This window comes from Pseudomonas sp. P2S-1 (assembly GCF_057197725.1).
Genome location: NZ_CM170068.1, coordinates 5537214 through 5557710, shown reverse-complemented (window position 1 = coordinate 5557710; position 20497 = coordinate 5537214). Strand labels below are relative to the sequence as shown.

The window sequence follows — 20497 nt, the reverse complement described above, 5'->3', positions numbered from 1 at the left end:
GGTGTCTTTCAGGGCCTCATCGCTGGCAAGCCAGCTCCCACAGGGACCGTGTGGGGCTTGCCAGCGATGAGGCCCTCAAGCCTTACCCCTTGACCGGCTGCACCGCCAACTCCACCACCTCACTCTTCTTGATCAGCGCATACACCACCCCGGTCACCAGGCTCCCCGCCACGATCGCCAGCAGATACAACAAGGCATGGTTGATCGCATTGGGAATCAGCATGACGAACAGCCCGCCATGGGGCGCCATCAGCTTGCAGCCGAAGTACATCGACAGGGCCCCGGTCAGCGCGCCGCCGGCGATGCTGGCAGGGATCACCCGCAGCGGGTCCTTGGCAGCGAAGGGAATCGCCCCCTCGGAGATAAAACACAGCCCCAGCACCAGCGCCGCCTTGCCCGCCTCGCGCTCGCTCTGGGCGAACTTGCGCCGGGCGAGGAAGCTGGCGATACCGAGACCGATCGGCGGCACCATCCCCGCCGCCATGGTCGCCGCCATCGGCGCATAGCTCTGCGAGGCCAGCAGCCCTACGGAAAACGCATAGGCCGCCTTGTTCACCGGCCCGCCCAGGTCGACGCACATCATCGCGCCAAGGACGATGCCCAGCAGGATGGCGTTGGTCGTGCCCATGCTGTCGAGGAACTGGGTCAGCCCGGCCAGCAACCCGGCCACCGGCTTGCCCACCACGTAGATCATCACCAGTCCGGTGAACAGGCTGGCGAACAGCGGAATCAGCAGGATCGGCTTCAACGCCTCGAGACTGGTCGGCAGCTTCAGCCAGCGGGCGATGGCCCTGGCGCTGTAGCCGGCGAGAAAGCCGGCGATGATCCCGCCGATGAAACCGGCCCCCAGCGAACTGGCCAGCAGCCCGCCGATCATCCCTGGCGCCAGTCCCGGACGGTCGGCGATGGACCAGGCGATATAGCCCGCCAGCAACGGCACCATCAGCTTGAACGCCGCCTCGCCGCCGATCTGCATCAATGCAGCCGGCAAGGTGCCCGGCTCCTCGAAGGCCTTGATCCCGAAGACGAACGACAGGGCAATCAGCAGACCGCCCGCCACCACCATCGGCAACATGAACGACACGCCGGTCAGCAGGTGCTTGTAGACCCCGGCCTTCTCGCTGCGCGCCTCGGATGTCTGCGCCTCGCCAACCGCTTCTTCGCGAGCCTCGGCGAGGGCTTTGCTCAGGGTCGCCTTCGCCTGCTTGAGCGCAACGCCGGTGCCGCAGCGGTAGATGCGCTTGCCGGCGAAACGCTCGGTCGGCACCTCGATATCCGCTGCCAACAGCACAACGTCGGCCTCGGCAATGGCCGCCGCGCTCAGCGGATTGCGCGCCCCTACCGAGCCCTGGGTCTCCACGCTCAGTTGCAGGCCCATCTGCTGCGCCGCCTGTTGCAGCGCCTCGGCGGCCATGAAGGTGTGGGCGACGCCGGTCGGGCAGGCGGTGACGGCGACGATCTTCGTGCCAGAGACCGCAGTCGCCGTTTCGCTCGCTTGATGCACAACGGCGCGCTTCAGCGCCTCCCGCAGAAAGTTATCCACATCCCCCAGCGCCTGGGCCGGGGTGCTCTGGAACAGGCGCTTGCCGGCAAAACGATTCAGGTCCAGCGCGGTACTGCTGACCACCAGCACCCAGTCGGCATCGGCAATGGCCGTGGGCGACAGGTGCCGCTCGGGCCGGGCCGGATCGTGGACTTCCACGCAGGTGCTCCAGCCAAGGCGCTGGGCGGCGGCATCCAGCAGCCGCGCGCTGACCACGCTGGACACCTGGCCATTGGGGCAGGCGGTGATGATCGCGAGTTTCATTGGTCACCCTCTTGTTCTGCGACGGGGGTCTGAATGCGTACGTCCGCTTCGAAACGCGCCAGTTGCGCGCGGTCGTTGATGCCGAAACCGATCTGGCTGACCGCCTGGGCGGCGATGGCAGTGGCGCGGCGCAGGGTCTGCTGCGGCGCTTCACTGGCCAGCAGCCCGTGGAGCATGCCGGCCAGCAACGAATCACCCGCGCCGACGGTGCTGGCGACCACCACTTCGGGCGGTATGCCTTGCAAGACCCCATCGGCGCTGAACCAGTTGACGCCCTGTTCGCCCTGGGACACCACCACATGGGCGATGCCCTGGTCGAGCAGGTGTTGCGCGGCGTCGCGCTGCTGGACGAAGGTTTCCAGCGGCTGGCCCACGGCCTCGCCCAGTTCCTCGGTATTCGGCTTGATCAACCAGGGCGTGGCGCGCAGGCCGGCATCCAGGGCCGCGCCGCTGCTATCGAAAGCGACCTTCAGGCCCATGCCTTTCAGGCGCAACAGCAGTTGCTCCAGCCATTGCGGGCTGACACCGCGGGGCAGACTGCCGGCCACCACCACCGCGTCATGACCCGGCGCGAGCTGGTCGAGAAGCTGCAACAGCGCCTGCTTCGCCGCCTCGTCCACCTGCGGACCCGGGCCATTGATATCGGTGACCTGCCCGCCCGCCTCGACCAGCTTGATATTGCTGCGGGTCTCGCCGGGCACACGGATAAAGCCGTCGACAAAGCCGCGCTGGCTGATCAGCGCTTCGAACGGTCCCAGATTATCCACACCGAGAAAACCGCTGACACTCAACTGGTGCCCAAGGTCGGCCAGCACCTGGGCCACGTTCAGGCCCTTGCCGGCGGCATGGCTGTGCTGCGCCGAAGCGCGGTTGACCGCGCCGGTACGCAGGGCGTCCAGGCTGACGGTGACGTCCAGCGCCGGGTTGAGGGTCAATGTGAGAATCCTGGCCATCGTTACTTCTCCACCAGTGCCCGCACAGCGGCGGCACTGCCCAGGGTCAGCGCCTCTCGCGCCAGCCTCCGGGCCTGTTCAATACCCAGCGCGCGCACCTGCGCCTTGACTTCGGCAATGCTGCGCGCCGCCACGCTCAATTCATCCACATCCAGGCCGAGCAGCAGCGGTACCGCCTGCGGATCGGCCGCCAGTTCGCCGCACACGCCGACCCACTTGCCATGGGCATGGGCCGCGCGCACGGTCATGTCGATCAGGTTCAGCACCGCCGGGTGCAGGCCATCGGCCTGGGCCGAAAGGCTCGGGTGACCGCGGTCGATGGCCAGGGTGTACTGGGTCAGGTCGTTGGTGCCGACGCTGAAGAAGTCCACTTCCGCCGCCAGCACCGGGGCCAGCAGGGCCGCCGAGGGCACCTCGATCATGATCCCGACCTGCAGGTCGCTGACCGGAATCTCCAGCAGCAACCGGTCGACCATGCGCCGCGCCTCGCGCCATTCCTCGACCTGGCCGACCATGGGGAACATGATCCGCAGCGGGCGGTTGTCGGCGGCGCGCAGCAGGGCACGCAACTGGCTCTCCATGACCTGCGGGCGTTGCAGGGTCAGGCGGATGCCGCGCACGCCGAGGAAGGGGTTTTCTTCCTTGGCGATCGGCCAATAGGGCAAGGGTTTGTCGCCACCGACATCGAGGGTGCGTACCACCAGCGGCCGCCCGGCCAGACCGTCGAGGACGCGGCGGTATTCGGCTTCCTGGGTGGCTTCGTCCGGCAGTTGCGGGTGGGCCATGAAGATCAGTTCGGTGCGCAGCAGGCCAACGCCTTCGGCGCCCTGCTCCACCACCGCCTCGATTCCGGCGCTTTCACCGATATTGGCGAACACCTCGATGGCATGGCCGTCGGTGGTGATCGCCGGTTCGTGCCGGCGGGCATGGGCGGCACGCAGGCGCTGTTCGCGCTGTTCGCGTTCGGCCAGGGCCTTTTCCAGCTGGTCGGTGGCCGGATCGACCACGGCACGGCCACGCTGGCCGTCAAGCAGCAGCGAGGTGCCGGGTTCGATCAGCAACACCGCATCGCCCGCGCCGACCACCGCCGGGATGCCCAGGGCCCGCGCAACGATGGCGCTGTGGGCCGTGGCGCCACCACGGGCGGTCAGGATGCCGGCCACCCGCGCCGGATCGAGGCGGGCGACATCGGAGGGGCCGACTTCGGCCATCACCAGTACATAGGGCTGTTTCGGTTCGGGGGCTTCGCTGATACCGCACAGTTGCATCAGCACGCGACGGCCTACATCGCGCAGGTCGGCGGCACGCTCGGCCAGCAGCGCGTCCTGCAAGGACTCCTGCTGCCGTGCGGCGATATCGATCACCGCCAGCCAGGCGGCCGGAGCACTTTCGCCCTGGCGCAGGCGCAGTTCGACCTCATCGCCAAGACCCGGGTCGGCGAGCATTTCCTGGTGGGTGACGAAGATCTCGCGGATGGCGCCGACATCGCTACGGCGGATCAGCTCGTCGATATCGCTGCGTACCTGAACCAGCGCGGCGTCCAGGCGCTGGCGCTCATGGGCCGGGGATTCGCCGCGCAGGGGATAGTCGAAATGCTGCAACAGCTGGACATGGGCAGGGCCTGCGGCGATACCGGGGGCGGCAGCCACACCCTGGATAGTCGAACCGGAGGCCGGAGCGACCAGGACGCTTTCCATCGGCTCCGCCGGCAGCGGTGCCAACGGTGTCAGTGGCTCGACCTCCTCGCCCAGCCCGCCCTCGACCGCCGCCAGCAAGGCCGGCAGTGCGTCGGCGATGCCCGGCTCGACACTGAATTCCAGCACCTGCCCACGGCGGGCGCCGAGGCCGAGCAGCTTGCTCAGGCTCTTCACCGAGACCGGCGAGCCAACGCCATCGACCAGGCGCACCCGCACTTCGCCGTCGAATGCCTTGGCCAGTTGCGCCAGTACCTTGGCCGGACGCGCGTGCAGGCCGTGGGGGTTGGCCAGGGTGATCCGGGCGCTGGGCCAGTCACCCGGGACTTCGCCGCCGAGCAAGGCGAGCACGGCACGGATATCGCTGGCGCGCAGCAATTCCTGGCCGCGACCTTCGATCAGCAGGGTGCACAGGCGATCCAGCAAGGGCGCTTGTGCCTCGCCATGGGCGGCGAGGCAGAACAGGCCGTTGAGTGGCTGGTCGCGATGACGCAGCGGCTGTTGCGGGGTGACGAAGGCCAGGCCCGGCTGGCGCACGGCCTGGTCGCTGGCGGCCAGCCACAGGCCCTCGCCCAGCGGCAATGGCTCGGCCTGATGCAGATTCGAGGTGAACCCAGCGTCCACGCACTCGGCCCGGCGCAGCAGACGGCCGCCCTGCCAGAGCAGGTCGTCGAAATCGTCGGCGGAAACGCCCAGGCCAATGCTGCGCTCATCCAGCACCAGCTCCCGCGACGCCCCTTGCAGCAGTTGCAAGACAGCCTCGGCGCTGTCGGCCCGGCTCAGGGCGACGGAAAGATCACCTTCGCCAAGGGCACGGGTCAGTTGCTGGAGCAAACGCAGGTGTTCGTCGGAACGGGCAGCGATGGCGATCGCCAGATGAACGATCTGTCCGTCGCCCCAATCCACCCCAGCGGGAAACTGCATCAGGCGCACGCCGGTGGCGAACACCTGATCGCGGGTCTGCGGAGTACCGTGGGGAATGGCAATGCCCTGGCCGAGATAGGTCGAGCCCTGTTGCTCACGAGCCTGCAAGCCGGCGAGATAGCCGTCGGCCACGAGGCCGTCCTCGACCAGTCGGGCTGCCAGCAGGTGCAGGGCGGCGGATTTGTCCACAGCCTCTTGACCCATGGCAATCTGCGCCGTGGTGAATTCCAGCATCGTCCTCTCCTTTTGCAACGCCGGGGCGGCGCCGAGGTATTGTTGTGGGTACACAATCATAGGGCCAGTACGGCTAAGACCCCTTGGCAAGCGTCAGGTGCGGCAGCAAAATCGCTTGCTGAAACGATTAATCTTGAAATGACGAGCACGTTACTCGATAACCTGCGAACAAAGAAGCCCCTTCCTGTCTGACAATTGCGACAATGGTCGCCTGCGCCGCCAGCACAGGATCGGCGACAATGACCGGTCAGGCTTCATCGCCCGCCCCGGCATATAACAAGGAAAATCTGGTGAAACTCAGCGATATCGCCCGTCTGGCCGGGGTCTCCGTGACCACCGCCAGCTACGTCATCAACGGCAAGGCCGAACAGCAACGCATCAGCAATGCGACTGTCGAGCGTGTCCGCGCGGTGGTCGAGGCCCATGGCTTCACGCCCAACCCGCAGGCTGCCGGCCTGCGCAGCCGGCACACCAAGACCCTCGGCTTTATCCTTCCGGATCTGGAAAACCCCAGCTACGCGCGTATCGCCAAGCAGCTGGAGCAGGGTGCGCGGGCGCGGGGCTACCAACTGCTGATCGCCAGCAGCGACGACCAGCCGGACAGCGAACGCCAGTTGCAGCAACTGTTCCGCGCCCGTCGCTGCGATGCGCTGTTCGTCGCCAGTTGCCTGCCGCCGAGCGATGACAGCTACCGCGAGTTGCAGGCCAAGGGCCTGCCGATCATCGCCCTCGACCGCAGCATGGACCCCAAGGTGTTCTGCTCGGTGGTCAGCGACGACCAGCCGGCCAGCCTCGAGCTGACCCGCAGCCTGCTGGAGCTGAAGCCGGCGAATATCGCCCTGATCGGTGCCCGTGCCGAACTGAGCGTCAGCCAGGCCCGCGCCAGCGGGTTCGACCAGGCGTTGCATGCCTTCAATGGCAAGGTCAGCCAGTACCAGGGCGAGTCGTTCAGCCGCGAGTGCGGGCGCGAGCTGATGAGCCAGTTGCTGGCCGAGCAGGGCCGTCTGCCGGACGCCTTGGTGACCACCTCCTACGTCCTGCTGCAAGGCGTGTTCGACGTGCTCTCGACCCGCCCGGCCGATTCCCGCGCCCTGCATTTGGGCACCTTCGGCGATACCCAGTTGCTCGACTTCCTGCCCCTGCCGGTCAATGCCATGGCCCAGCAGCACGGCCTGATCGCCGAAACCGCACTGGAACTGGCCCTCGCCGCCGTGGAACAAAAGCAGTACCAGCCGGGCATCCATGCCGTGGCGCGGACCTTCAAGCAGCGGATCTTCAAGGGCTGACATGCGCCTGATCGACACCCACACCCACCTCGACTTCCCCGACTTCGACGCCGACCGCCGCGAACTACTGGCGGCGGCCCGGGCCGGCGGGGTGGAGAAGATGGTGGTGCTGGGGGTGTACGAGGCCAACTGGCAACGGGTGTGGGACCTGGTCAAGGCCGAGCCGTCGCTGTATGCGGCATTCGGGCTGCACCCGGTGTACCTGGATGAGCATCGGCCGGAGCATCTGCTTGCCCTGGGTGACTGGCTTACCCGATTACGCGGCGATCCGCAGCTGTGCGCCGTGGGCGAGTTCGGGCTGGATTACTACCTGGAAGCGCTGGACCGCGAGCGGCAGCAGGCGCTGTTCGAGGCGCAACTGCAACTGGCGGTGGATTTCGATTTGCCGGCCTTGCTGCATGTGCGGCGCAGCCATGCGGCGGTGATCGCCACGCTCAAGCGCTTCAAGCTCAAGCGCGGCGGGATCATCCATGCCTTTGCCGGGAGTTATGAAGAGGCGCGGGAGTACATCCGGCTGGGGTTCTGCCTTGGGCTGGGCGGCGCGGCGACCTGGCCGCAGGCGCTGCGGCTGCACAAGGTGCTGCCAAGGTTGCCGCTGGAGTCGGTGGTGCTGGAGACCGATGCGCCGGACATGGCCCCGGCGATGTATCCGGGGGTGAGGAACAGCCCGGTGCACCTGCCGGAGATTGCCGGGGCGCTGGCCGGGATCATGGGGGCCGAGGTTGGGGTGTTGGCTGAGGCCAGTACCCGCAATGCCTGCAGGATTTTTGGCTGGCCTTGATGGCCTCATCGCTGGCAAGCCAGCTCCCACAGGGACCGGGCGCGCCGCTGGACCTGTGGGAGCTGGCTTGCCAGCGATGAGGCCATCAAATTTCACACAAGACTCAGACCCTGAATGCCCCGATCAGCTGCTTCAACTCCATCACCTGGGCACTCAGCTGCCGGCTGGCATCCTCGGTCTGGTGCGCACCCTGGGTGGTGTGTTCCGCCGCGCGGTTGATCTGCACGATGTTCTGGTCGATGTCATGGGCCACCGCCGTCTGCTGCTCCACCGCCGCGGCAATCTGCTGGTTCTGGTCGACGATGCTGCCAATCGCCCCGAGGATGTTCTCCAGCGCCTGCTGCACCTGCTGCGACTGGTTCACCGTGCCCGAAGCCATCTGGTGACTGCTGTCCATCGCCCGCACCGCAGCGCCGACGCCGTTCTGCAGGCGCGAGATCATCTCGTCGATCTCCCCGGTGGACTGCTGGGTGCGCTTGGCCAGGGTACGCACCTCATCCGCCACCACCGCGAAACCACGCCCCTGCTCCCCCGCCCGCGCCGCTTCGATAGCCGCGTTGAGCGCCAGCAGGTTGGTCTGCTCGGCGATGCTCTTGATCACTTCCAGCACCCGGCTGATGGCCTGGCTGTCGCTGACCAACTGGTTGATCACCGACACCGACTGGTCGATCTCCCGGGCCAGCCCGGCAATGCTGCCCTGCTGCGACTCCACCAGGCCGCGACCGGTCACGGTTTCCTGGTTGACGCTGTGGGCACTGCTCACCGCCGCCGCCGCGCTGCGCGCCACTTCCTGGGCCGTGGCAGACATCTGGTTCATCGCCGTGGCCACCTGCTCGATCTGCCCGCGCTGGCCGCTGACCGCCTGGTTGCTGCGTGACGACACCTGATGCACCTGCTCGGCCTGGCGCTCCACCTCGCTGACGGTGTGCCCGACCTTTTCGATCAGGTCGTGGATGCGCCTCACCGTGCCGTTGAACATCTGCCCCAGTTCGCCCAGTTCATCGCGGCTCTGCACCTCGTAGCTGACGGTCATGTCCCCCGCCGCCACCTTGTCCATCACCGCGCCAAGGCTGTTCAGCGTATTGCGGGTCGAGGCGTAGAAGCCGCTGTAGAGGTAGACCACCAGCAGGAACACGCTGGCCAGGGCCACCACCAGCAGGATCATATGGCTGCGGTAATCCCCGAGCCGACCCTGCAATTGCTGGTCGAGGAAGCCGACGGTGGCGTCGTTCAGCTCATAGGTGCGGGCCATCAGGTCGCTGGTGCGCTGGTAGAACTCGGCCCAGGGTGCATCGAGGGTTTCCGCCACCACCACCTGGCTTTCGAACAGCTCCGAGGCCTGTTTCAGTGACGCCTGACTGGCGGCGGCGGCCGTGCCGAGACGGGCTTCGGCCTGGCGATCGGCGGACAGCGCCTCCTGGATTTTCATGGCGTAGTCGGCGGAGAGCTTCTCCAACTGCATCAGCAGGTCTTCGAAACGGGTGCTGGCGGTGGAGTTGATAAAGCCCTGGGCCAGGGAATAGGAACCCATGGCGCGGCCTTCGCCGAGGGTCTGGGTAACTTGCGGGGTGACGGTGACCAGCAGCTCGGTGAGCTGGCGCATGGCGCCGTCGACGTCCTGGCTCAGCCCGGACTGGCTGGCGACCAGCCGGGGCAGGTTCTGCGCCGGGGTCTGCAACTTGTCGAACAGCGCGACCTGGGCCGGCAGGGAGGATTCGTCGAGGGCGCTGCGCAGGGCATCGAGCAGCTCGTCGCGCTTGTCGGCGAAGGCCTTGGCCAGGGCTTCGTCGCTGTGCACCGGCTGCAGCGCACTGAGCTTGCCTTGCGCCTGCTGGCCGAGGCTGGCGATGCGCGCCTCGATATCCTCGGCCTTGCCGGACTGGCCGACCACGGCGTTGATCTGCACCAGGTTGCCGAGGGTCTCCAGGTCGCCGCGCACGGCCAGGGTGCCGCGCAGCAGGTCGAGGCTCTGCAGCTCGTCGCGGGTGGCATTGAACTTGGCGTAGGAATCACGCACCAGATAGAAGTTGGTCACCAGCATGGGCAGGAAGAACAGCACGCTGATCAGACTGAACTTCATGCCGAAGCTCAGGCGGTTCATCAGGGCAATAGCCGGACGCAACAGGCTCTTCACTGGTCGTCTCCTTCGATTTCTTATTGTTCTCGGCGCAATGGCAGTTAGCCATTGGCGGCGCTCCTGCACTTGTATAGCGCATATCGAAGGGAGGCTTTGTAACTTAAGGTAAATGACTAGTGAGTCATCTAGTGGCCTCTCGGGCCTCATCGCTGGCAAGCCAGCTCCCACAGGGTCCGAGTCGCTACAGAACCCTGTGGGAGCTGGCTTGCCAGCGATAGGGCCCGAAAATTCGCCAAGCAATATCAGCCAAGCACGGTCCACAGGGCAAAGAACGCATACCAGAGCACCGCCGACCTCAGCAGCAGCTCCCAGAGCTTGTCCAGCCCCGCCAGCCCTTCCTCGCCCGCAGGCGCGGTGGCCGGCAACTCCGCCGCTGCGTGCCCGGCAATACTGATCAGCCGCGACGCGGCGATGTGCCAGTTGAGCAGCTCATGCAGCATCACCCGGCTCACCGCCACGAAGTTGCCCACCAGGGCGAAACTCGCCGCCAGCACCCGCACCGGTGCCCAGTCGAAGGCATGGCGCAGTTGTCGGGCGCGCTCCTGCACCGCCGGAGTCGCCGCATGATCGGCCGTCAAGGCCAGCAGGCGATAGGCCAACGCCGCCGCCGGCCCCAGCAGCACGTACCAGAAGATCACCGCGAAGAAACTCTGGCAGGCATCCCACAGCAGATGCCCCTGGACCTTGTGCAGCAGGCTCTGCTCGTCATCGGCGATCACCTTCAGGTCGCGCTCGGCCACATGCACGGCGGCCTGCTCGTCACCGCGGCGCCAGGCATCGCGGAACGGCCCGAGCGACGCCTTCACATCCCCGCGCCCCAGGCTGTAGACCAGCACCAGCAAGTGCACCGGCAAGGCCAGCAGCCCGTAGGCCACCGGGTCCAGCACATGCAGGAGCAACGCCACCAGCGCCACCGGGCACAGCACCACGATCGCCAGCACCCACCAGGGCCGGACCCTGCCGTTACGCTCCAGGCGCGCCAGCTCGGCGAGGAAGAAACCATCACGTTGCAGGCGCGCACGCAGGGCCGAGAACTTCTCGATCCACAGCACCAGCAACAACACCAGGAAAGTCATCGATCAGTTCTCCTTGTCCTGCAGATTCGCCCGGTAACGCGCCCAGTCGAACGCCGGGCCCGGATCGGTCTTGCGGCCGGGCGCAATGTCGCTGTGGCCGCAGATCCGCTGGCCATCCAGGGCCGGCCAGGCCGCGCGCAGTTGCCGGGTCAGGCCATCCAGTGCCTGGTATTGGGCGTCGCTGTAGGGCTGGTCATCCGTGCCCTCCAGTTCGATGCCGATGGAAAAGTCGTTGCAGCCCTCACGCTCGCCAAAGCGCGACACCCCGGCATGCCAGGCGCGGTCGAGGCAGGAGACGAACTGGGTGATGCCGCCATCGCGCTCGATCAAAAAGTGCGCCGAGACGCGCAGGTCCTTGATGGTCTCGAAGAAAGGATGCTCCGCCGGGTCGAGGCGGTTCTGGAAGAATGCCTGAACCTTGCCGGTGGCGAATTGCGCAGGAGGCAGGCTGATGTTGTGGATCACCAGCAGGGCGATGGCCTCGCCATCAGGGCGCGCATTGAAGTTGGGAGAGGGGCAATGGGTGACGCCAGCGAACCAGCCTGTGGTGCGATCCAGCTGCATAAGAAGTCCGTAAACACGAGGGCAACCGCCGCAGTATGCCCCGAGCCGCCCCGCTCTGTATCGTTAAAAAGTGTGAGGGGTCAGTGACGCTTGCCCTGCAACTGGCCGACCACCGACTCAAGGGCGCGGTCGAACAGCAGGCTGTCGTCGAGCAGGCTCACTTCACCCCGTTGCAACGCCGCCGCCAGGCCCATCTCGGTCCATTCGCGGACCTTCATGCCGCTGCGATTGACGAAGACATAGCGGTCGCTGTCATCGAACAGGGCGATCAGCTTGCAGCGCAGGGTCTCGTCATCCTCGTGCAGCTCGATCCAGGCCCCCGGTTGCAGGCGGCGCACGTCGAGCAGTTCGGGATCGTCCTCGGACACCAGTCGCTCGCCATCCTGCAACGGCCAGTCTTCCGGCCCCTGGAGGATGATTTCATCGCGCACCAGCACCCTTTCGATGCCCGGCATCGCCTCGTTCCGCCCGCCCGGCGGGTCGAAGGCGCCAAGGTGCAGCAACTCCAGGGAGGCAAAGAATTCGCTGGTGGCGAACGGGTCGAAAACCGCGCCGCCCAAGCCGTCGCGCAGGGCCTTGAGCAGGCCCGGCACCCGCGCCAGGAGCAACTGGCGATCTTCCGGTTGTTCCAGGGGCCCGACACTCCACAGCAGCTCGTCCATGGTCAACAGCGCATCGCGCCACTGCGCCGAGTCCTCGCCGTGCTTGAGCCAGGCCAGCAACAGAACCTGGCTCCAGGCATCCTCCAGCACCCGTACCACGATGCGCGGCAACTGCTTGCCCTGCAGGCGGCAGTTGAGCTCGTGCTGCACCCGTGCGCGACCAAGCTCGGTGCGGGCGCGGCCTTCCTCGGCATCGCGGGTGCGTTGTTCGAGCAACTCGGTACGGCGACGTTCGTCGTTGTTGAACGCAAGAAAGTCCGCGAGCAGCTCGTTGAAGATCACCGGGTCGTCGCTGAAATCGTCGAGCAGGCGCTGCACCAGGCGGTCGACGTGCTGGTAGAGGCTGTCGCGCTGGTGGTCGTCGCGCTTGTCCCAGCCCATGGCCGCCGCCGCCACTTCATTGAGCAGGCGCCGGGCCGGGTGGGTGGCGCGGCTGAAGAAGCGTTTGTCGAGCAGGGCCACCTTGAGCATCGGGATCTGCAGGCGACCGATCAGCACACGCAGGGAATGCGGCAGGTTGCGGTCGTCGAGGATGAAATCGAAGAGCATGGCGATCAGGTTGATCACGTCCTCGTCGCCCGCATCGATACGCCGGCCATTGCCACTCTGCACGCTGAGACGGGTCAGCAGTTGTTCGAGGTGGTGACGCAGGTCGAAGTCTTCGTGTTCCAGTTCGACGGGGACGTACTGTTGCAGGTGGGTCAGCAGGCGCATGAGGTCGCGGCTGCTGATCGGGCGGATCGGCCCGCCAGCCATGCGCGGGGCCAGGCGGCCGCGTACCGGGCGCAACAGCGATTGCAGGGAAGAGAACACCGCCTGGGTGTTGGCGTCGATTTCCTCGGCGTCGAGGCTATCGTCCGCTTCGTTGGCAGGGGCGCGGTTTTCCAGGACGGTGCGGTCCTGCGCCCGGCGCCGCGGCGGGGCCTTGAGTTCGGGGAGCACGCCGCTGTCGACCAGCGATTGGTTGGCCTCGCTGTACAGTTGGTCGGCTTCGCGCAGCACGTAGCGTTCGAACAGCTTGAGCAGCACCAGCTTGACCTTGATGCCCACGCCGAGGCTGCGGCCAGCGCACAGGAAGTACTCGCAGAGCAGGGTCGGGCCCAGGGGGTTGTTGCGGTCGTCGAGGTTCTGCCGCAACAGGCTGTTGAGGCGCTGGGTGAGTTGACCGAGGGCGAAGCCATCACGGCTCAGTACCCGGGCGACCATGCCGTCCACCGCCACGGTGCGTTCCAGTTCGTCGCTGGCGACCAGGCTCAGGTTGTCATGGGGCAACGTTCGGACCGGCAGGGCGGTCAGCGGGTCGCCGTGGCCGAGCTCCATGAAGGCGGCGTAGAAACAGTCGAGGAAGCCGCGCTCGATACTCTTGCGCTTGTGCCGCAGGTCGCGCATGGCTTCGAACAGCAGGTTGCGTTCCTTGGCCCCGGCGGCCTTGTCGGCCATTTCGAACAGGGTGTCGTCGGCACTGTCGAACAACACCTGCAGCCACAGGCGCAATTGCAATGCCGCTTTGTCCCGCACCTGCAGGAGGGCGACCGGCAGACGAGCAGCAGACGCCGGCGCCGCCTGGCTGGCGACGCTGCGAAAGGGCAGCACCTTCCCGTCTTTTTGCATCCCGGTCTCCTTGCAGGGGGCTATTTCGAAATCGTCAAAAGCATGACGTCAAATAGTGGTCGCGCATTATCTTGAAATTATTTCCCGATTGCCAGAGGGGTCATGCGCACAGCTCCAGCACGGGGTAGACCGTGATTCCGGGTAAAACGCTCAACTTTCCCGACCAAAGGCTCGTCGTAGACGCATCGCCCACCGGCTGCTGCGCGCACGCCCCGGCCTGCCCTATAATCCCGGCCACTTTGCTTGTGGAGCTCGTCATGCCGAACCTACGCCTCGCCGATCTGACCGCCGAAATCGAAGCCAACGTGCGCCGTGCGTTGCTGGAAGATGTCGGCAGCGGCGATATCACCGCCCAGCTGATCCCAGCCGAACGCCTGGCCAAGGCCACCATCATTACCCGCGAGGATTGCGTGATCGCCGGGACGGCCTGGGTCGACGCAGTGTTCCGTCAGCTCGATCCGCGGGTGGCGGTGCACTGGCAGGTGCAGGACGGCCAGCGTGCCGTGGCCAACCAGGCGCTGTTCCATCTGGAAGGCCCGGCCCGTTCGCTGCTGACCGGCGAGCGCAGTGCGCTGAACTTCCTGCAGTTGCTGTCCGGCGTGGCGACTCATGCCCAGGCCCTGGCCGACAAGGTGGCCGACACCCAGGTGCGCTTGCTCGACACGCGCAAGACCCTGCCCGGCCTGCGTCTGGCGCAGAAGTACGCGGTCACCTGTGGCGGTTGCCATAACCACCGCATCGGGCTGTTCGATGCCTTCCTGATCAAGGAAAACCATATCGCCGCCTGCGGCGGGATTGCCGAGGCCATCGCGGCCGCACGGCGCATCGCCCCGGGCAAGCCGGTGGAAGTCGAGGTGGAGAGCCTGGAAGAGCTGCAACAGGCCCTGAACGGCGGCGCCGACATCATCATGCTCGACGAACTGAGCCTGGATGAAATGCGCGAAGCGGTGCGCATCACCGCCGGCCGCGCCAAGCTGGAAGCCAGCGGCGGGATCAACGACAGCACCCTGCGGGTGATTGCCGAGACCGGGGTGGACTACATCTCGATCGGGGCGATGACCAAGGATGTGAAGGCCGTGGACCTGTCGATGCGCCTGAGCATCTGACACTCTCTCCAGACCGCCACAAGTCCCTGTGGGAGCTGGCTTGCCAGCGATAGGGCCCGACCTGACAACATCATTGCTCAGGCTGGCCTCATCGCTGGCAAGCCAGCTCCCACAGGGTTTTCTGCACGCCTGTTCCATGTCGCAATCGGAAAGCCCCAAGCCGCAATCGGGTCAATTTGCCCGCCCCGCCTCGCGGTAAGGTAGCTCCGCCGGACCGCCTGAGCCGGCCTATAACGACACGCGTAGAGGCACGTCCCTTGAGCGTCGCTGCTTTGTCTCTGCCCCGTTAACTCCCTTCCAACAAGAGCAGAGTATGTCGAGCCCGAATGCCTCCCACGGTGGACAACTGTCCGCCGGTTTCAAGCCGCGCCACGTCACCATGCTGTCCATCGCCGGGATCATCGGCGCCGGACTCTTCGTCGGTTCCGGCCACGCCATCGCCGCCGCCGGCCCCGCCGTGATCCTTGCCTACCTGGCTGCCGGCACCCTGGTGGTGCTGGTCATGCGCATGCTCGGCGAAATGGCCGTGGCCAATCCCGACACCGGCTCCTTCTCCACCTACGCCGAGAAAGCCATCGGCGGCTGGGCCGGCTTTACCATCGGCTGGCTGTACTGGTGGTTCTGGGTGCTGGTGGTGCCGATCGAGGCACTGGCCGCCGGCTATATCCTCAACCAGTGGTTCCCCGGCATCGACAGCTGGATCTACGCCCTGGCCTCGGTGGTGCTGCTGAGCATCACCAACCTGTTCGGCGTGGCCAAGTACGGCGAGTTCGAGTTCTGGTTCGCCCTGCTCAAGGTCACCGCCATCGTCCTGTTCATCGGCTTCGGCGCCGCCGCCCTGACCGGCTGGGTGCCCAACCACGAAGGTGCCGGGCTGTTCAACGTGATGAAGGAGCACGGCGGCTTCGCCCCCAACGGCATGACTGCCGTGGTCGGCGCCTTCATCACCATCATGTTCAGCTTCATCGGCACTGAGTCGGTGACCATCGCCGCCGCCGAATCCGGCGAGCCGTCGCGCAACATCGCCAAGGCCACCCGCTCGGTGATCTGGCGCATCGGGGTGTTCTACCTGCTGTCGATCATGGTGGTGATTTCCGTGGTGCCCTGGAGCGATCCGCAACTTGCTACCGTCGGTTCCTACCAGCGCGCCCTGGAACTGCTCGACGTGCCACACGCCAAGCTGATCGTCGACCTGGTGGTGCTGGTGGCGGTGACCAGTTGCATGAACTCGTCGATCTATATCGCCTCGCGCATGCTCTACTCCCTGGCCCGACGTAACGACGCCCCGTCCGCAGCGGCAAGAACTTCAAGCAACGGCGTACCGCGCACGGCGGTGCTGGTCACGGCGGCGGTCGGCGCCTTCATCGCCGCGCTGAACCACTTCGCCCCGGCCAGCCTGTTCGACTTCCTGCTGTCCAGCTCCGGTGCCATTGCCCTGCTGGTGTACCTGGCGATCGCCATCTCGCAACTGCGCATGCGCCGCCTGCATGGCGATGCGCTGGTCCTGAAGATGTGGCTGTTCCCCTGGCTGACCTACGGCGTGATCCTGTTCATCTCGGCGGCGCTGGCAGTGCTGGTGGTGACCCCGGAGCATCGCGCAGAGGCGACCAGCACCCTGGCACTCGCTATGGCGGTGGCGCTGATAGGCATCGTGGTCTGCCGCAAGCGCGGCAAGGAGACGGCAGCGGGGCTTGAGCGGGTGTACTGAAAACTCGCGGAAATGAAAAAGCCGCGAAGGGCCTTGAGGCCCTTCGCGGCTTTTTTGCGTCAGATCAGAACGAGGCGTTCTGCAGGCCGTCGAGGTAGCGCTCGACGTCCAGTGCGGCCATGCAGCCGGCACCGGCCGAGGTAATCGCCTGGCGGTAGACGTGGTCAGCCACGTCGCCAGCGGCGAACACGCCTTCGATGTTGGTGGCGGTGGCGTTGCCTTCACGGCCGCCGGCCACAACCATGTAGCCGTCCTTCAGCTCCAGCTGGCCTTCGAACAGCGAGGTGTTCGGGGTGTGGCCAATGGCGATGAACACGCCGTCGACCTTGATCTCGTCGAAGCTGCCGTCGTTGTTCTTCAGGCGTGCACCGGTGACACCCATGTTGTCGCCCAGAACTTCGTCCAGGGTGGCGTTGAGTTTCAGCTCGATCTTGCCTTCGGCAACCCGGGCGTGGAGCTTGTCGATCAGGATCTTCTCGGCGCGGAAGGTTTCGCGACGGTGGATCAGGGTCACCTTGCTGGCGATGTTGGCCAGGTACAGGGCTTCCTCGACAGCGGTGTTGCCACCACCGACCACGGCGACCGGCTTGTTGCGATAGAAGAAACCGTCGCAGGTAGCGCAGGCGGAAACGCCCTTGCCCATGAAGGTTTCTTCTGACGGCAGGCCCAGGTAGCGGGCGCTGGCACCGGTGGCGATGATCAGTGCGTCGCAGGTGTAGGTGCCATTGTCGCCCTTGAGGGTGAACGGCTTCTGCTGCAGGGCCACTTCATTGATGTGGTCGAAGACGATTTCGGTTTCGAAACGCTCGGCGTGCTCCTGCATGCGCTGCATCAGCGCCGGGCCGGTCAGGCCATGGGGGTCGCCCGGCCAGTTGTCGACTTCGGTGGTGGTGGTCAGCTGGCCGCCCGCCTGCATGCCGGTGATCAGCAGCGGCTTGAGGTTGGCACGGGCCGCATAGACGGCAGCGCTGTAACCGGCAGGGCCGGAGCCCAGGATGATGACGCGGGAATGACGTACTTCGGACATGACACGCTCCTGTCGGGCTGGCGCTGAATGATTGCCAGCCCCGAAGAATAAAAAAGAACCTGCCGAGCCTTGGGGAAGACCTATCGCGACAGGTTCTGAAAACCGTTGCGGCGCAGGCCTTACAGGCTCTTGGCGTTTTCCGCCAGGTAATCGGCGACGCCCTGGGCGTCAGCCTTCATGCCTTTCTGGCCCGGACGCCAGCCGGCGGGGCAGACTTCGCCATGTTGCTCGGTAAATTGCAAGGCTTCGACCAGACGGATCATCTCGTCCACTTCGCGACCGAGCGGCAGGTTGTTCACCACCTGGTGCTGCACCACGCCTTGCTGGTCGATCAGGAACGACGCACGCAGGGCCACGCCATCATCGTGCTCAACGCCGTAGGCGCGGGTGATCTCGTGCTTGACGTCGGCGACCATGGTGAATTCCACCGCGCCGATACCGCCCTTCTCCACCGGCGTGCTGCGCCAGGCGTGGTGGGTGAACTGCGAGTCGATGGAGACGCCGACCACTTCCACACCCAGCTCGCGGAAGCGCGACATGCGGTTGTTGTGGGCGATGATTTCCGACGGGCAGACAAAGGTGAAGTCCAGCGGCCAGAAGAACAGCACGACGTATTTGCCGCGCAGGGACGAGAGCTTGAAGCTGTCGACGATCGAACCGTCGCCCAGTACCGCTGCAGCGTCGAAATCAGGGGCTTGCTTGTTGACCAGAATGCTCATGGGAACTCCTTGAGAACCGTGGATTCGAAGGCGTTGAAAAAGAATGTGCGCACTGTAGCGAGGGCCCGAAGATTAAGGAAATATCCTTAAACAATCCACCTTATAGACTGGCTCTATACAGGCTCTGAAGGTCCCGGCCTTTGCCTATGACCTATCCTCCAGAGGATTTGTTACACCCCGTTTCGCCGCCCCTGCGCGGCTTTCGTCGCGCCGACAAACTCGGTAAGGTCGGCGCGTTTTCCCTTCCGGAGCCTTCTATGCAAGCCCCTGTTCTGTCCGGCCCGCAATATCTGCGCGAGGGCCTGAAGCTGGTCCTCAGCCCCGGTCTGCGGCTCTTCGTGCTGCTGCCGCTGGCCATCAACCTGTTGCTGTTCGTTGGCCTGATCTACCTGGCCGGGCATCAGTTCGCCCTGTGGGTCGATGCCCTGATGCCGACCCTGCCGAGCTGGCTGAGCTTCCTCACCTATGTACTCTGGCCGCTGTTCGTGGTGCTGGTGGTGTTGATGGTGTTCTTCACCTTCACCCTGCTGGCCAACATCATCGCCGCGCCGTTCAACGGCTTCCTCGCGGAAAAGGTCGAGGTGGTGGTACGTGGCAAGGACGACTTCCCGGCCTTCAGTTGGGGCGAACTGGTGGCCATGGTGCCGCGCACGTTCGGCCGCGAGATGCGCAAGCTCGGCTACTTCCTGCCACGGGCCCTGGGCCTGTTCATCCTCTCGTTCATTCCCGTGGTGAACATCATCGCCGCACCGCTGTGGCTGCTGTTCGGGGTCTGGATGATGGCGATCCAGTACATCGACTACCCGGCGGACAACAACAAGATGAGCTGGCAGGACATGCTCGCCTGGCTGCGCGCCAAGCGCTGGCAGAGCCTGAGCTTTGGCGGGATCACCTATGTAGCGCTGCTGGTGCCGTTCGTGAATATCCTGATGATGCCGGCGGCGGTGGCGGGGGCGACCCTGTTCTGGGTGCGCGAACGCGACGGACGCTGACTACCAGCGCAACAGGCGCGGCCCCAGGGCCGCGCCGATCAAGGTGGGCAGCAGCATGCCGAGCAAGTACCAGATCCCCCAGAACGGAATGCCCATCTCCGGGCAATGCAGGCAATAGGCGAGTGTTGCCGTGCTGCCCGCCAGCAGGCCGCCTGCCGCGCCAGCCTGGCGCAAACGGGTTGGTGCCAGGCCGCGCAACGCCCAGAACACCGCGATGAAGGTCGGCACCGACAACAGCCCGATATTCAATGCACAGGTGCGCCAGGTACTGCCGAAGATCAGTGCGGCCCGGGCCTGCGGCGCAGCATCGGCAAGACTCAACGCGGCCCCGAGCCAGACCAGCAGCACCGGCAAGGCCAGCAGTACCCAGATCGCTCCGCCCTTCACTCCCGGTCGCGACAACCGCTGATTCAGCCAGATTGCCAGCAGCGCCAGACTGCCCGGCAAGGCCACCTTGCCCCAGAACAGCGGTGTCGGCGCGACCTGCGCAAGGTCGCTGCGCACGCCATACAGACTTGCCACCAGCAACAGCGCGAGAAGCGTTCCGCCCAGCAGGGCAAGCCCCATGCGGCGCAGCACGGCATGGCGCTGCACCGGGCCCTCGCCGCTGGCCAGCAGGTTGATCAGTTCATCGGTCTTCATCGTTACGCTTCCCTCGAATCATGCCCGCCAGCGCCTTCAGCCCGCGGTGAATGCCGACCTTGACGGCCGAGCCGGACAGCCCGGTCAGGCGCGCCGTCTCTTCCACCGACAGGCCCTCGACCTTGACGTGGAGGATCGGCAAACGCTGACGCTCGGGCAACTGCTCCAGCAGCTTGTTGAGGTCACGACGGGCATCGCTCGCCGCTTCATCGCCTTCGCCGAACAGTGCGTCCTCTTCGCCCAGCGGATCATGCAAGGCATCCCGACGGGCAAAGCCGCGGAAATGATCGGCCAGCTTGTAGCGGGCAATGGCCTGCACCCAGGCAGTCAGCGGCTGCTCCGCCTGATAGGTATGGCGGGCATTGTGCACCGCCAGCAACACCTCCTGCAGCAGGTCCTCGACCTCCTCCGGACGCTGCCCGAGTCGTCGGCGCAGGAAACCACGCAGGTGAATGGCCAGCGCCGCGAGGAACTCGCGGTAGGCCAGCGCATCGCCGGCCATCCCCTGCAGCAGCAGGGTCCGCAACTGCGTCTCGCGCTCGCTCAGCACCTCATATGAACCAGTTCGTTGCAT

Annotated in this window: 16 protein-coding genes; 5 read left to right on the top strand and 11 right to left on the bottom strand. The window is 65.7% G+C overall.

What is annotated here, in order from left to right; translation table 11 throughout:
• Positions 1-82: 82 nt before the first annotated feature.
• From AC2CQI_RS24910 to ptsP, 3 genes are read right to left on the bottom strand one after another with little or no spacing between them, the layout of a single operon-like run.
• Positions 83-1807, bottom strand: a complete 1725-nt coding sequence (locus AC2CQI_RS24910) for a PTS fructose-like transporter subunit IIB (RefSeq protein WP_484578200.1) — start codon at positions 1805-1807, stop codon at positions 83-85.
• Positions 1804-2760 (bottom strand): 1-phosphofructokinase, encoded by a 957-nt coding sequence (pfkB, locus tag AC2CQI_RS24905; protein ID WP_484578199.1) that lies wholly within the window; start codon positions 2758-2760, stop codon positions 1804-1806. The genes AC2CQI_RS24910 and pfkB overlap by 4 nt, the downstream gene beginning before the upstream one ends.
• A gap of 2 nt (positions 2761-2762) precedes the next feature.
• The gene (gene ptsP / locus AC2CQI_RS24900) at positions 2763-5612 is read right to left on the bottom strand and encodes a phosphoenolpyruvate--protein phosphotransferase (protein WP_484578198.1); all 2850 of its coding nucleotides are present in this window, start codon (positions 5610-5612) and stop codon (positions 2763-2765) included.
• Positions 5613-5902: 290 nt separating this feature from the next.
• Here ptsP and cra point away from each other — a divergent pair, with 290 nt between their 5' ends.
• A complete protein-coding gene (gene cra, locus AC2CQI_RS24895) occupies positions 5903-6898 on the top strand; it encodes a catabolite repressor/activator (RefSeq protein WP_075801195.1) in 996 nt (331 codons plus the stop codon).
• A 1-nt stretch (position 6899) separates the two neighbouring features.
• A complete protein-coding gene (locus tag AC2CQI_RS24890) occupies positions 6900-7679 on the top strand; it encodes a TatD family hydrolase (protein WP_484578197.1) in 780 nt (259 codons plus the stop codon).
• Between the two features lie 103 nt (positions 7680-7782).
• Here the strand turns inward: AC2CQI_RS24890 and AC2CQI_RS24885 are convergent, their stop codons facing one another.
• From AC2CQI_RS24885 to AC2CQI_RS24870, 4 genes are all read right to left on the bottom strand, one after another.
• Positions 7783-8487 carry a methyl-accepting chemotaxis protein gene (locus AC2CQI_RS24885; protein ID WP_484580663.1) on the bottom strand — a complete coding sequence of 235 codons (705 nt, stop codon included), beginning with the start codon at positions 8485-8487 and terminating at the stop codon, positions 7783-7785.
• A gap of 1571 nt (positions 8488-10058) precedes the next feature.
• Entirely contained in the window at positions 10059-10892 is an 834-nt protein-coding gene (ampE, locus tag AC2CQI_RS24880; RefSeq protein ID WP_484578196.1) for a regulatory signaling modulator protein AmpE, read from the bottom strand.
• A 3-nt stretch (positions 10893-10895) separates the two neighbouring features.
• Complete coding sequence (gene ampD, locus AC2CQI_RS24875) at positions 10896-11456, bottom strand: 1,6-anhydro-N-acetylmuramyl-L-alanine amidase AmpD (protein ID WP_484578195.1); 561 nt, start codon at positions 11454-11456, stop codon at positions 10896-10898.
• A gap of 80 nt (positions 11457-11536) precedes the next feature.
• Positions 11537-13729: a DUF1631 domain-containing protein gene (locus AC2CQI_RS24870; protein WP_484578194.1), complete on the bottom strand. Its 2193-nt coding sequence runs from the start codon at positions 13727-13729 to the stop codon at positions 11537-11539.
• 257 nt (positions 13730-13986) lie between these two features.
• Here AC2CQI_RS24870 and nadC point away from each other — a divergent pair, with 257 nt between their 5' ends.
• Both nadC and AC2CQI_RS24860 read left to right on the top strand, forming a co-directional pair.
• Positions 13987-14835, top strand: coding sequence for a carboxylating nicotinate-nucleotide diphosphorylase (gene nadC / locus AC2CQI_RS24865; protein ID WP_484578193.1), 849 nt, complete (start codon positions 13987-13989; stop codon positions 14833-14835).
• Between the two features lie 313 nt (positions 14836-15148).
• Positions 15149-16543 carry an amino acid permease gene (locus AC2CQI_RS24860; protein WP_484578192.1) on the top strand — a complete coding sequence of 465 codons (1395 nt, stop codon included), beginning with the start codon at positions 15149-15151 and terminating at the stop codon, positions 16541-16543.
• Between the two features lie 64 nt (positions 16544-16607).
• Here the strand turns inward: AC2CQI_RS24860 and trxB are convergent, their stop codons facing one another.
• A complete protein-coding gene (gene trxB, locus AC2CQI_RS24855; RefSeq protein ID WP_075801203.1) occupies positions 16608-17570 on the bottom strand; it encodes a thioredoxin-disulfide reductase in 963 nt (320 codons plus the stop codon).
• Between the two features lie 119 nt (positions 17571-17689).
• On the bottom strand, positions 17690-18289 hold the full coding sequence (locus tag AC2CQI_RS24850; RefSeq protein ID WP_042120946.1) for a peroxiredoxin: 600 nt from the start codon (positions 18287-18289) through the stop codon (positions 17690-17692).
• A gap of 257 nt (positions 18290-18546) precedes the next feature.
• Here AC2CQI_RS24850 and cysZ point away from each other — a divergent pair, with 257 nt between their 5' ends.
• Complete coding sequence (cysZ, locus tag AC2CQI_RS24845) at positions 18547-19281, top strand: sulfate transporter CysZ (protein WP_484578191.1); 735 nt, start codon at positions 18547-18549, stop codon at positions 19279-19281.
• Here the strand turns inward: cysZ and AC2CQI_RS24840 are convergent, their stop codons facing one another.
• Both AC2CQI_RS24840 and AC2CQI_RS24835 read right to left on the bottom strand, forming a co-directional pair.
• On the bottom strand, positions 19282-19923 hold the full coding sequence (locus tag AC2CQI_RS24840; RefSeq protein ID WP_075801205.1) for a DUF1109 domain-containing protein: 642 nt from the start codon (positions 19921-19923) through the stop codon (positions 19282-19284). It abuts the gene before it with no gap.
• Positions 19910-20497 carry a sigma-70 family RNA polymerase sigma factor gene (locus AC2CQI_RS24835; protein ID WP_484578190.1) on the bottom strand — a complete coding sequence of 196 codons (588 nt, stop codon included), beginning with the start codon at positions 20495-20497 and terminating at the stop codon, positions 19910-19912. The genes AC2CQI_RS24840 and AC2CQI_RS24835 overlap by 14 nt, the downstream gene beginning before the upstream one ends.

Coding starts and splice junctions, on each gene's coding strand:
- AC2CQI_RS24840 (WP_075801205.1), bottom strand. CDS start 19,923: ATGAAGACCGATGAACTGATCAACCTGCTGGCCAGCGGCGAGGGCCCG.
- pfkB (WP_484578199.1), bottom strand. CDS start 2,760: ATGGCCAGGATTCTCACATTGACCCTCAACCCGGCGCTGGACGTCACC.
- cysZ (WP_484578191.1), top strand. CDS start 18,547: ATGCAAGCCCCTGTTCTGTCCGGCCCGCAATATCTGCGCGAGGGCCTG.
- AC2CQI_RS24890 (WP_484578197.1), top strand. CDS start 6,900: ATGCGCCTGATCGACACCCACACCCACCTCGACTTCCCCGACTTCGAC.
- AC2CQI_RS24835 (WP_484578190.1), bottom strand. CDS start 20,497: ATGCAACGAACTGGTTCATATGAGGTGCTGAGCGAGCGCGAGACGCAG.
- AC2CQI_RS24910 (WP_484578200.1), bottom strand. CDS start 1,807: ATGAAACTCGCGATCATCACCGCCTGCCCCAATGGCCAGGTGTCCAGC.
- AC2CQI_RS24885 (WP_484580663.1), bottom strand. CDS start 8,487: ATGTCTGCCACGGCCCAGGAAGTGGCGCGCAGCGCGGCGGCGGCGGTG.
- trxB (WP_075801203.1), bottom strand. CDS start 17,570: ATGTCCGAAGTACGTCATTCCCGCGTCATCATCCTGGGCTCCGGCCCT.
- AC2CQI_RS24860 (WP_484578192.1), top strand. CDS start 15,149: ATGTCGAGCCCGAATGCCTCCCACGGTGGACAACTGTCCGCCGGTTTC.
- ampD (WP_484578195.1), bottom strand. CDS start 11,456: ATGCAGCTGGATCGCACCACAGGCTGGTTCGCTGGCGTCACCCATTGC.
- AC2CQI_RS24870 (WP_484578194.1), bottom strand. CDS start 13,729: ATGCAAAAAGACGGGAAGGTGCTGCCCTTTCGCAGCGTCGCCAGCCAG.
- ampE (WP_484578196.1), bottom strand. CDS start 10,892: ATGACTTTCCTGGTGTTGTTGCTGGTGCTGTGGATCGAGAAGTTCTCG.
- nadC (WP_484578193.1), top strand. CDS start 13,987: ATGCCGAACCTACGCCTCGCCGATCTGACCGCCGAAATCGAAGCCAAC.
- ptsP (WP_484578198.1), bottom strand. CDS start 5,612: ATGCTGGAATTCACCACGGCGCAGATTGCCATGGGTCAAGAGGCTGTG.
- AC2CQI_RS24850 (WP_042120946.1), bottom strand. CDS start 18,289: ATGAGCATTCTGGTCAACAAGCAAGCCCCTGATTTCGACGCTGCAGCG.